Source organism: Ferruginibacter albus (genome assembly GCF_020042285.1).
GTDB classification, from domain to species: domain Bacteria; phylum Bacteroidota; class Bacteroidia; order Chitinophagales; family Chitinophagaceae; genus Ferruginibacter; species Ferruginibacter albus.
The window spans coordinates 3,172,158-3,184,696 of the sequence record NZ_CP083388.1 but is presented as its reverse complement, the minus strand read 5'-3'; the positions used below and the strand labels follow the sequence as shown (position 1 = coordinate 3,184,696).

Below are 12,539 nucleotides of genomic sequence, written 5' to 3'. Positions count from 1 at the left end.
ATTTCCTTTTTTAAGGAATATTAGAAACCCCAATTATTCACAACCCCAAAAAATGTCTATTTTTTATGGCTGTTAAAATGAGACTGCAACGCCATGGTTCAAAGAAAAGACCATTCTACTTTATCGTTGTAGCAGATGCCCGTAGCCCACGCGACGGAAAATTCATTCAAAAACTTGGAACTTACAATCCGCTAACCGTTCCGGCGACAATTCAGATTGATCGTCAAAAAGCATTGGATTGGTTGCACAAAGGTGCTCAACCTACCGACACAGTTCGTCGTATCCTTTCTTTCAAAGGCGTATTGTATTTAAAACACCTTTTACGTGGTGTTAGCCTTGGCTTGTTTGATGAAGCAGCTGCAATGATCAAGTTTACATCCTGGAGTGCTGAACACGATGCACAGGTTGCAAAGCGTCAAACTGCTCACAAAAAAGCACGTATTGATAGCCGCAATCAACCGTTTGTAAAAAAGGTTAGAACTGAAGCACCTGCAGCACCAGCTGCCGAAGAAACAAAAACAGAAGAATAAAATTTTTTATATCAACCCTGTTGAGTTAATTCATTCAAGTCCTGTTTTCATAACAGGACTTTTTTTATTTTTAATTGTGATACTGGCCGCAGTGCTGCTATTGAACATCGTTGTGTCACATTTCGTTCATCGGTGTTGCTACTATTGAGCTTTAATTAAAGCGTAGTTGTTTCACGCAAAGCCGCAGGGTTTAAAGCATGTTCAATAATAGCCAAGTCTTTAAATCTAAGAATAGAATTACTGAAGCACAGTTTACAGTAGTACAAAAGCTTAATCAGGGAACCAACCGACAAACGGGCTGTCATCGTTTGTCGGCGGCTTTTTTGGTTACTTTTTTTCCGCAAAAAAAGTAACATAAGAGATTAACAAAATCATTATTAATTAACCAATGTCTGAATATTTCAAAATAGGAAAACTCGTAGCCACCTTTGGTTTCAAAGGCGAGCTCATATTAAAACATAATCTCGGTAAAAAAACTTCTCTTAAAGGGTTAGAACATTTTTTCGTTGAAGAAGGAACCAATAACTTTTTGCCCTACTTCATCCAATCAACCAAAATAAAAAACGACGAAGAGCTATACATAATTATAGAAGGTTTTGATACAAAAGAAACCGCCAAAAAGTTAGTAGCAAAAGAAGTATGGTTACTGGAAGAGGACTTTACTAAATATTCCTCTAAGTCCGCCCCCATCTCATTTCTCGGCTATAATTTAATTGATGGAAAAAACGATTTAGGAAAGATATTGGAAGTGATAGAACAACCACATCAAATATTGTGCACCCTTTCAATAAATGATAAAGAAGTACTCATTCCTTTGCACGAAGATTCATTAGAAAAGATCGATAAAAAGAATCGTAAAATATATGTAGCTCTTCCGGATGGTCTGCTGGATATTTATATCGGGTAGCGCAAAAAATAAATAACATTTGCAAAAGTGACACTTGTTAATATCTTTGCTCACCCATTTCGACTACTGCACAAACAGAAATTATGAAGAACAATAAGGAACAATATCTTAACGGAAGCAAAAAAATTGCTTTAATTAAGAGTCCTAAAAAGCTGGTAGATAGTTATCCTAAAGCTGCTATTACAGTAGATTGTGCAATTTTTGGTTTTGTAGAAAATGAGTTGAAAGTTTTATTGATACGCAGTGATATTGAAGCATACAAAGATAAATGGTCTTTACTCGGTGATATTGTAAAAGTAGATGAGGAATTAGATGACGCCGCTGATCGTGTATTATTTGAAAGAACAGGAATGACGGATGTTTTTTTGGAACAGGTAAAAGCTTTCAGCAACCCTCAGCGTCATCCCGGCGGTAGAGTAATTACCATCGCTTATGCATCTCTGCTAGATATTCGCCATCATCAATTAAAAATTACCGACAACGAATTGCATTGGCATCCTGTAAATAATTTACAGGATATGGCATTCGATCATAAGCAGATCATAGACGCCTGCTATACCTGGTTACAAAAGATGATACAGGAACATCCATTGGGATTGAACCTCCTGCCTGATAAATTTTCTCTCCGTGAATTACAAAATTTATATGAAGCTATCCTCGGGGTAAAACTGGATAGAAGAAACTTCCGCAAAAAATTCTTCTCTATGGACTTCCTTATTGATACCGGCGAAATGGAAGAAGACGTGCCTCATAGACCGGGTAAATTATACAAGTTCAACTTCAAAAAGTACGAACGCAATAAGAAGCAGTGGTTTACCATTGACTTTTAGCGTTACCGTTTCACACAATGAGGCAAAGAAAACAAAGTTTACAACGGTTTTATTCTTTGTTTCTTAGTATTCGTTGTTCGCTTTGTGTGAAATAATATTGTACATTTACTACTGTGTAAAAAATACACAATTCATTGCCATATAAATTTTGCCACATGAAGAAAGTAGTATTCCTTCTCTGTTCGCTATTCTCTATTTTATTAATAAATGCTCAATCTATCGATGTATATCCTACTCACTGGTGGGCAGGAATGAAAACAAATAAAATCCAGCTAATGCTTCGCAAAGCTGAGGGATTAACAACAGCAACTACACAAGTTACTTCCGGCAGCAGCGATATAAAAATTGGTAAAATCTATAAGCCCGAAAACAACCATTATTTATTTGTCGATATTGAAATCGCTCCAACGGCTAAAGCCGGGTATAAAAATATCTACATTAAAAACTCATCTTCATCTTATACTTTAAAATATCAACTAAAAGAAAGAAGAAAAGGAAGAGGAACAGCTTTTGCGCAAGGGGTTACCTCATCCGATTTTATTTATTTATTAATGCCTGATCGATTTAGCAATGGTGATTATAACAATGATAAAATTCCAGGCATGAGAGATCAATCGCTAAACCGGGATTCTATCTTTCTTCGTCACGGCGGTGATATGCAGGGTGTAATAAATCATTTAGATTATTTGCAGGACTTAGGTGTTACTACTCTTTGGATGACACCGGTTTTAGAAAATGATATGCCTAACAGAACAGAGCATGGTTATGCATTCACCAATGAATATAAAATCGATCCACGCTTAGGAGGCGAAGAAGCATACAAAAAACTAAGTGATTCTTTGCATCAACATGGAATGAAATTGATACAGGATGCGGTATATAATCATGTTGGAATTGAAAATATTTTTTATCGGGATATGCCGTTTAAAGATTGGGTACATCAATGGCCAAAGTATACACAAACATCTTATAAAGATCAAACCTTGTTTGATCCCTACGCAGCAACTATCGATAAAAAAGTAACAAGTGATGGATGGTTCACTCACCAAATGCCGGATATAAACCAAAGTAATCCGTATGTAGCTAACTTTTTAATTCAACACGCTATTTGGTGTGTAGAAGAGTTTGGAATAGATGGATGGCGTATTGACACATACATCTATAACGATCTTGAGTTTATGAATCGCTGTAACAAAGCGTTGACTGATGAATATCCTAAGATGACGATGTTTGGTGAAACCTGGGTGCATGGCGTTCCTAACCAAAGTTATTTTTGCCAGAATAATTATAACATCCCATTCAAAAGCAACCTGCAAGGCACAACAGATTTTCAATGTTTGTTTTACGGCATTCAGCCTGCGGTAAATGAAAATTTCGGTTGGACAGAAGGCGTAAACAAATTATATACTACTGCTGCGCAGGATTTTGTTTATAAAAACCCGATGAATGAAGTGATATTTTTGGACAATCACGATTTGCCCAGGTTTTATTCAGTAGTAGGAGAGGATATTAATAAGTACAAAATGGCTTTAGCCTGGCTATTTACTTTTAGAGGAATTCCTGAGCTGTATTATGGAGATGAAATACTAATGACCGGCTTTACTAACCCTGACGGTAATGTACGGCTCGATTTTAAAGGCGGTTGGAAAGAAGATACTGTAAATAAATTTTCATCCTCCGGAAGAACGCAAAAGGAAGATTCCATTTTTAACTACGTTAAAAAGCTGGCTAATTTCCGCAGAACATCATCCGCATTAAAAACAGGCAAGATGATGCAATATTTACCTGAAGACGGGTTGTATGTGTATTTCCGATACGATGCTAAACAGACTATAATGTGTATAATGAACACTTCTGATAAAGAAAAAAATATCGACCTTAAAAATAAATACGCTGAAAGAGCAGGCAGTTTTACCAAAGCAATAGATGTTCTGACTGAGAAGAATTTAGGAGACAATTTTACGATAACTCCAAAAGCAATGCTGATTTTACAGCTGGAAGATTAGTATTTTAAGCCTTTTATAAATATATTTTACAAAGAATTAAATTCTCATTCATCGTATGTTTAAATAATGGGCAGCTGGCTTTTTGAAGGAAATGGTATTTCCATTCCGGCGTGGCTATTTGAGCAAAAAATAAATATTTTTTGCTAATGTGTAAAATTTACACGAACATTGCATCAGAAATAATTTTAACTTTTTATTTTTAATTCACTATATTTAATAAACGATTGATTAAAGCTATATGGGAATTGACTGCTGCTTTGCTTCCCCTAAAGGTTTACTAAGCCCAAAGACTGTTCAGCCTTTCGCCCATATTTTCACAATAGATAAAAGGAAAATTCAACGGAATTAATAAAATGTACAACAATAGCTTGATGCAAGTCAAATTATTGCCCGTACCGGATTTAATAACCAGGGTCTCTTATATATTTATTTGATGATTGTGAATTATCTAAAACAATGTAAACTATAAAGTATGAATGTAAAACGACTGCTTCTGTTAACGATTGTTTGGCTTGCCGGCATCTCTTATAGCATGGCTCAAAACAAAACCGTTTCAGGAAAGGTAACCGATTCAAAAACGGGCGCTCCCTTATCAAATGTTACCGTTAGTGTAAAAGGAACAAAATTGGCAGCACCAACTGCCGCTGATGGCAGTTTTTCAATTGCGAATGTTCCTGCAACGGCAACTTCATTAACTATTACATCGGTTGGTTATACTGCTCAAACAGTGCCAATTGGTGCCGGAGCTTTAAATATTAGTTTGGTAGCTGTAAGTTCTTCTTTAGATGAAGTTGTGGTAATCGGTTACGGCTCACAGAAGAAGAAAGAAGTAACGGGTGCTATTTCTAAAGTAACAAGTGAACAGATCAATAGTGCTCCTGTTCAAAGTATTGAAGCAAGTCTGCAAGGTAAAGCTCCTGGTGTGCAGGTAATAACCGGTAATGGTTTAGCAGGTTCCGGATCTGTAGTACGTATCAGAGGTACAGCATCATTAGCATCTAGTGGCGATCCCTTGTATGTGTTGGATGGTATTCCCATTTTTAACGACAACTTTGTTGTGGGCGCAAGTAATGGAGCTAATGAAAACCCTTTGGCATCTATCAATCCTAATGATATTGAATCTATAGAAATTTTAAAAGATGCAGGTGCAACGGGGATTTATGGTTCAAGAGGTGCCAATGGTGTTATACTTATTACTACTAAACGAGGTAAATCCGGTAAATTGACATTTACTTACAGCAATAAATGGGGATTAGATACATACACAGAAAAGCCTGATTTTGTTGATGGTCCTGAATGGTTGCAATTAAGACAGGAAGCCTGGGTTAACAGCGGTAATACAGGTTATGCACCTCTTCCCAATGGTGTTTCTTTATCTAAGGCTCAAACAACCAACACTGATTGGTGGGACCTGGTAACTCGTACGGGTATTATCAATGAACACAATCTCTCTATGAATGTTGGCGGAAAAAAGCTAAAAGCATTTGCCAATTTTACTTACGGTAAAGACGAAGGCTATATTGTCAATAATAGTTACACAAGAGTATCGGGAAGATTTAACTTAGATTATACTGCAAGTAAAAAACTAAAGATATCTCTTACTTCCGGTTATAATAATGGGATTAATGAGCAGCAACAAGGAACGCTGATAAAAGCAATGTCGTCAGCGCTACCCATCTATTCTGTTTATGATTCTGTTGGAGTTTATACTTCAGCCACATCAAACCCTGTTCGTGATCAGGCAAGGCAACAGCAAAGAGAATATGCAAGGCGTTTAACAGGAGGCTTAACAGTTGAATTTCAACCAATAAAAAATTTAATTCTGAAAGGCGTTGGTTCTATCGAAGATATCAATACTGTTAATTATTATTTTAAAGATAATAAGTACAATCATGGTGAAAACACTTTGTTCCCGGTAGATTCCGGTTATACCAGCGGTTCTCCTTATTTTGGAGATAACTGGACAGCTACTTTTACTGCTACTTATAATTTAAATATAAAGGATAAGCACAAGTTCACCTTCCTTGTGGGTAATGAGGAACAGGAAGCTAAAATTTATAACTATGTTGGAACTATTTCACAAAGTTCCAGTCAGCCTTATTGGGAAATTCCTTCTGCTTATGAAGCAAGAAAGGCAGATCTTTTGGCTAATGGAGGTATAGTAAAGCAAGGTGTTCCTTATGATTCGTGGACATTCAACAGTTTCTTTGGTCGTCTTAATTATAGTCTATTAAGCAAGTATTTATTGCAGGTAACATTGCGTGAGGATGGTTCTTCAAAATTCGGTCAAAACTCCAGGCATGGTTTCTTCCCTGCTGTTTCTGCAGCTTGGATAATTAGCGATGAAGCTTTTCTAAAAAATAGCAGGAGTATCAATTTTCTTAAACTAAGGGCAAGCTATGGAGAAGTAGGTAACTCTAATTACCCTGCTGGCCGTTATTATCCTGATTATAGAGCAGGAGGTGTGCCTTATTTGGGCAACGCTACACTTTACAATAATGCACCCGGCAATCCTGATCTTCATTGGGAAAAACTTAAAAATGCTGATGTGGCGTTGGAGTATGGATTATTTAATAACAGGCTGACAGGTGAAATTGCGTATTACCATAAATTATCTTCAGATATTCTATTTTATGTTGGAACACAAACATCTACAGGTTTCAATGGTGGTTGGAGAAATTTGAATGGCTCACAAATAAAAAATGAAGGGCTTGAGTTTAGTGCAGATTTTAAAATAATAAACACTAAGAATATCAAATGGACAGTTGGTGGAAATATCGCTAAGAACGATAATAGAGTCTTGGCATTCCCTGTAAGTCCTGATGTTACATCTGCTGCATCTTTCAACGATACAAGACTGCAGGTTGGTTATCCAATCGGGATTAATTATTTAGTTCGTTACTATGGAGTTGACCCTGCTGATGGCTTGCCAATTTGGTTGGATCAAAATGGCAAACAAACAAAAACTTATTCTCTTGACTACCGTGTACCCGATGGCTCAGTTCAGCCTGATTACTATGGAGGATTCAATAGCTCTTTTGCATATAAAAACTTCAGCGTATCTACCTTGTTTACTTATGTAATTGGAGGTAATATTTACGACGGTTCCGGTAAGGAACAATTTGCAGGAGTTTCATTTAACAATTGGGATAATTTTAGAACAGATTTTACTGACAGATGGACCAAACCCGGAGATATTGCTAAATATCCTAAGCTGGTAGATGATATTACGGAGTATCCAGGCGTAGTAAGCAAATATCAATTTAACTCCACAATGTTTTTGCATGACGGAAGTTATATAAGAATGAAGCAGATCACCTTCGCTTATCGCATTCCTAAAGCTGTATTGCTGAGATCTTTTATTAAAGATGCAAGTGTTTCTGTGTCGGCAAATAATCTTTTAACCTTTAGTAAATATCCTAATGGTGATCCGGAAGTTATCAGAGATTTCCAGGGACAAGGAGGAGCTGATAATAATGATATTGATAAAAACTTATCTCCTAACGTAGCATATTATACTACTCCTGCACAAAAGTCTTTTATCATTTCATTAAATGTTACTTTTTAATAATTAATAAATATAATTATGAAATATAAATTTTTTAATTCCTTATTACTAATTGCAGTTCTCTTCGTAGTTGAATCCTGTAGTAAAGATTTCCTGGAACGTCCACCAGAAGGTCAGTTATCAGAACCATTTAAAGATTCTACCGGTATTGCTGCTTTTGCTAATGGAGCCTATTTAGATTTTGTAAATAACAATTTTATCGGCGGTCATTTACAGAAAATAAGTGAACTGATGGCGGATCAATTGAAGAATAATTTCAGCGGAGATGATATAACTTTTTATAACAGAAATGCGCAATATTTTGGTGCAGAAATGGGCGATTTTTATCAGCAGGGATATAGGGTGATACACTCGGGAAATATTATGTTAGAGAACCTGGCTCAGGGTGGAAGCAATATTAATTATTATGAAGGAGAAGGAAAGTTTTTAAGAGGAGTAGGACATTTTGAATTAGTAAGAATGTTTGCTCAGCCTTATGGTTTTACACCTGATAATTCTCATTTAGGAATTCCGCTTAGAGTGAGTTCTAGTTTGGAAGCACTTCCACGCAGTACAGTAAAGCAGATTTATGATCAGGTAATTGCTGATCTACAAAGTGCAGATTCATTACTTCCGGCTACTCCGGCTGATGGAAAATATTACTCAGCTACAAAATGGGCTGCAGAAGCATATTTGGCTAAAGTATATTTCCAAATGAATGATTTTACAAATGCTTTTAAATATGCTGACATGGTAATTAACAGCAATAAATTTCAATTAGATTCAAATTATTCTGATCGCTTTTCATTGGGATTAAGTAAAGAATCTATTCTGAGAATTGCTGCGGCACCCGGTACTAATCAACCCGCAAGTGAAGTGCAGGGAAGCTGGAGATCGGATATAAACATTCCTTATTTCTATTTTACGGATGCTTATTTTAATGCGGCAACCTCTAATCCAAACGACGTTAGAGATACTGCATTTTATAGTACCACCTTACAACCGGGCTTTAATTCCTTACGTAAGTATAATAAGGATTATTTCGACTATACGGTTTTACATTTAACAGAAATGAAGTTAATACGGGCAGAGGCAGGAGCAGAAATAGCTAATAATAATCCTTCTGCTCTAGCAACTGCTATAGGTGATATAAACGATATATTAAATAGAGCATCTGGTTTTACAGGTTCTATGAATATACCAATAGGTTCAACTGCGGCATTGGTGATCAGCACCGCCAGAACACAACATGAACTGGAAATGGTAGGAGAAGGAAATCGTTTACAGGAAATAAAAAGAATTGGTGTATTGGAAGGAACGAATATTGATAGAAGAGGCTCTCCTTGGGATTGTAATGGATTTATTTTACCATTTCCTGCGCTGGAAACAGCATCTTATCCTGGTTTTGTGCAAAACCCAACAGGAGGATGCTTTTAATTGATTTAGTTACTTATTAATAAATACGAGTATGAAAAAAATATTAAAATACAGTTTGTTGTTACTTGCAATAACAATAGTAGAGCAATCTTGTACACCCGATGCGGTGCCGGCTTTAAAAGCTCCTGTTGCTGTAACCTCAGCATTTGCAGGCACATGGAAATTGTCCAGTGTGACACAAACAGATGAAGTTGCATCTTCAAAAGGATTTCCTTTTAAAACAATGGATATCACTAATTTATTTCCTTATAGCGACTTCTCATTAACATTAAATATGAATGGGGGTAATCCCACTACATTCAGTACAACACAAGGTAGTGCTCCAATTGTTATACCTATAAGCTCAGGCAATTGGTATTTTAATGATGCACAATACCCAGACTCATTAGTATTGGCAGGGGCAACAGATACTATAAGAATTAAGTTGGGATCTTATCCTACAGAAACATCGGCACAATTGCCTGTAGTGGTAAATAAGTATGATGCTTCTTCCGGAACAAAGCTTCTTTCTTACAGTTATCTTTTTACTAAACAACAATAAAAATATTCAACATGAAAAAAATAGTAAGTATAATTTTTTCAAGTGTGTTACTCACCCTAATTCATTTGAATATTTATGCGCAAAACGGAACGCCGGTAACAAGCCTATCTCCTGCATCATTTACAGCAGAAGACCAGGTTACTCTTACTGCTGATCTAAGCGGTACAGCAATGGCAGGTGCCAGTGATATTTATTTATGGATATGGTGTTACCATGATGCAGACGGACAGGCAGCAGATGCCAATGCAACTACCGCATTGAATGATGGAGGAACCTGGGCTTCTTTGGCAAACCCCGATGGTGTTAAAATGACAAAAGTTAATGGTGATGTTTGGTCATTTACATTTACAGGTACTACTTTGTTTGGTCTTACCCCTGGTACAATGTTTAGCTTTAATTATTTAGCAAGAAATATTGATGGTAGCAAACAAACAGATAATGCACTGACTAAGGGTAGCGGCTTTAAGTTTGATGCATTAATATTTACGCCTACAATGTTAAGAGTATTTCCTGCTAAGATCGATACCAATGATGTGGTGTCTGTAAATTTTGATCAAAGTCTGGCAACAGCGGTTAATGACCAACGCATGACGCCGGCTTCTGCAACTATTACTGCTTACGACGATCAAAATAATCAAATAGGAAACCCAATAACAGTTACTGCAAGAAAAACAGGTGCAACAATTTGGACAGCTACATTCATTCCTTCAGCAAACTTTGCAACACAGCAGAATGGACATAATCTTGCCGGGTTTAAATATCAGTTTAACGGAACGGTGTTAGATATATCGGGAAGCCCAACAACGGTAAGTACAGGGCAGGCTGATCTTGTTCCTTTTACGCCAATGAAATAATTTTTTAAAAAACTAATTATGAAAAAAATATTTTTTGTTCTAAGTGCAGTTTGCTTGATAATAGCTTCTTGCCAAAAGGCTGATTATTTTGGCAATACACCTACGGGAGAAGCATTAGGCCCTTTATCATTATTAGCTCCGGCAACAAATGATACCATCACACTTAATATTGCCATCCCGGATAGTACAGTGCAAATTAGCTGGACAGCAGCTACTCCGGGCGTACATACAGCACCTACTTATAAATGGGTAGCTGCATTAAAAGATGGCGGCGATATTAACGCTCCGATAATCTCTATTCCTTCTGATAATAATGGTTCGGCTACAACTTTAACACTTACACAAACGCAGGTTGATAGTGTATTAAATGCACACCAGGTTCCTGTAGGTGGTTCTGTTCAATTAATATGGGGGGTAGTGGCAGATAACGGAAGTACAACAGTACAGTCTGATAAAACAAATACACTTACTATTGCACGTTTTCAAACAAATGGTGTAACGCCATTTTTCTTATTAGGACCAGTCTCTTCGGCTAGTACAGTTACTATTAACCCGGGTTCAACATCAGATAGTGTGCGGTTCAACTGGACACGCTCTACCGGAACTCCTTCTGCAACGCCGGTTCTTTATACCATATATTTTTATAAAGATGATGGAAGTACTACTCCGTTATTCTCTTTACCAAGTAACAATTCAGGAGCCGATTCTGTATTCAGTATTTCTTATAAAGATCTTTCTGATGCACTTACATCAAATGGATTTTCAGATCTAACACAGATAGCAAACTTAAGATGGACGGCTACAGCTTCGTCGGGATCAGTAGTGCAATGGAACAGTTATGTAAACCAGTTTTATCTGGTTCGTAAAGTTAATTTGTTCTTAGTAGGCGGGGCAACTCCAATTAGTTGGACACCAACAGATGCATTACAATTTATCCAGGATAACTCTACTACAGGAGTGTACTATATATACACCTATCTGAATCCCGGAAATGGCGGATTTAAACTTTTAGGATTGAAAGCAGATTGGGGAGCAGCAGGTCAAACAATTTATGGAGAAACCAATGGTGCTGACCAATCAGGGAATAATGCTGCTAATAACACCGGGGTATTAACTACCAATAACGGTGGAAATAATATTGCAGTGCCAGGGGCAGCGGGTGTATATCGCATACAGGTAAATCTTGCCACTATGCAATATAATGTTGTTCAAAAAGGCGTGGGTATTGTTGGCGCAGTAAATGGTTGGGATGCCAACAACCCGATCTATATGAGCTATATGGGGGTTGATAAATTTATGATCTTGCAAGACTTTACTTCCGGGAATGAACAATTTAAATTTCACGATGGTGTAAACGGTTGGACAAGCGGTTATGGAAGCTCTAATTATTTTGGCGTTCCAAGTGGTGATAAATACGATCCTAACAATGCAAAAAATAAATTGATCATTCCTGGTGACAATGTTTTCCAGAATGATAATCCTGAACCTGCGCCAGGTAGATGGAGATTGATCTTTGACGGAAGTGATCCTTCAAATCTTAAATACCAGGTAACCTATGCAAATACTATGCGTATTGTGGGGGATGCGATTACTCCAAATTGGGATCCTGCAAACTCTCCACAAATGACTTATATGGGCAATGGTGTTTGGAAAGCAACAAATGTACAATTGGAAGGAGGTAAACAATTTAAGTTTGTCGCATCTGCATCATGGCCGTCTGGTGGACCAGATGATAAGTATTATTTAGATTATGAAGATAATGGACCAGGTAAGATAGCAGACAATGGCGGTAACAATATCTCATTTAGTGGAAGCACAGGTTTATATACTGTAACTCTGGATGAGTATAATCAAACATATACCATTCAATAAAAAAGAGATTCTTTA

The 12,539-nt window shown here is 36.9% G+C and carries 9 protein-coding genes; all 9 read left to right on the top strand.

The window, feature by feature from the left end; genetic code table 11:
* The first annotated feature begins 65 nt into the window (after positions 1 to 65).
* The gene (gene rpsP / locus K9M53_RS16140) at positions 66 to 530 is read left to right on the top strand and encodes a 30S ribosomal protein S16 (protein ID WP_315857663.1); all 465 of its coding nucleotides are present in this window, start codon (positions 66 to 68) and stop codon (positions 528 to 530) included.
* A 388-nt stretch (positions 531 to 918) separates the two neighbouring features.
* The gene (locus tag K9M53_RS13570) at positions 919 to 1,437 is read left to right on the top strand and encodes a ribosome maturation factor RimM (RefSeq protein WP_224015809.1); all 519 of its coding nucleotides are present in this window, start codon (positions 919 to 921) and stop codon (positions 1,435 to 1,437) included.
* Positions 1,438 to 1,520: 83 nt separating this feature from the next.
* Positions 1,521 to 2,267, top strand: coding sequence for an NUDIX hydrolase (locus K9M53_RS13565; RefSeq protein WP_224015806.1), 747 nt, complete (start codon positions 1,521 to 1,523; stop codon positions 2,265 to 2,267).
* A 155-nt stretch (positions 2,268 to 2,422) separates the two neighbouring features.
* Positions 2,423 to 4,273: an alpha-amylase family glycosyl hydrolase gene (locus K9M53_RS13560; RefSeq protein ID WP_224015804.1), complete on the top strand. Its 1,851-nt coding sequence runs from the start codon at positions 2,423 to 2,425 to the stop codon at positions 4,271 to 4,273.
* A gap of 472 nt (positions 4,274 to 4,745) precedes the next feature.
* Positions 4,746 to 7,841: a SusC/RagA family TonB-linked outer membrane protein gene (locus tag K9M53_RS13555; protein ID WP_224015802.1), complete on the top strand. Its 3,096-nt coding sequence runs from the start codon at positions 4,746 to 4,748 to the stop codon at positions 7,839 to 7,841.
* An 18-nt stretch (positions 7,842 to 7,859) separates the two neighbouring features.
* Complete coding sequence (locus tag K9M53_RS13550) at positions 7,860 to 9,257, top strand: RagB/SusD family nutrient uptake outer membrane protein (protein WP_224015800.1); 1,398 nt, start codon at positions 7,860 to 7,862, stop codon at positions 9,255 to 9,257.
* Between the two features lie 31 nt (positions 9,258 to 9,288).
* Complete coding sequence (locus tag K9M53_RS13545; RefSeq protein WP_224015797.1) at positions 9,289 to 9,798, top strand: DUF5004 domain-containing protein; 510 nt, start codon at positions 9,289 to 9,291, stop codon at positions 9,796 to 9,798.
* An 11-nt stretch (positions 9,799 to 9,809) separates the two neighbouring features.
* A complete protein-coding gene (locus K9M53_RS13540; RefSeq protein ID WP_224015795.1) occupies positions 9,810 to 10,652 on the top strand; it encodes a hypothetical protein in 843 nt (280 codons plus the stop codon).
* A gap of 18 nt (positions 10,653 to 10,670) precedes the next feature.
* On the top strand, positions 10,671 to 12,524 hold the full coding sequence (locus K9M53_RS13535; RefSeq protein WP_224015793.1) for a SusE domain-containing protein: 1,854 nt from the start codon (positions 10,671 to 10,673) through the stop codon (positions 12,522 to 12,524).
* Positions 12,525 to 12,539 lie beyond the last annotated feature (15 nt).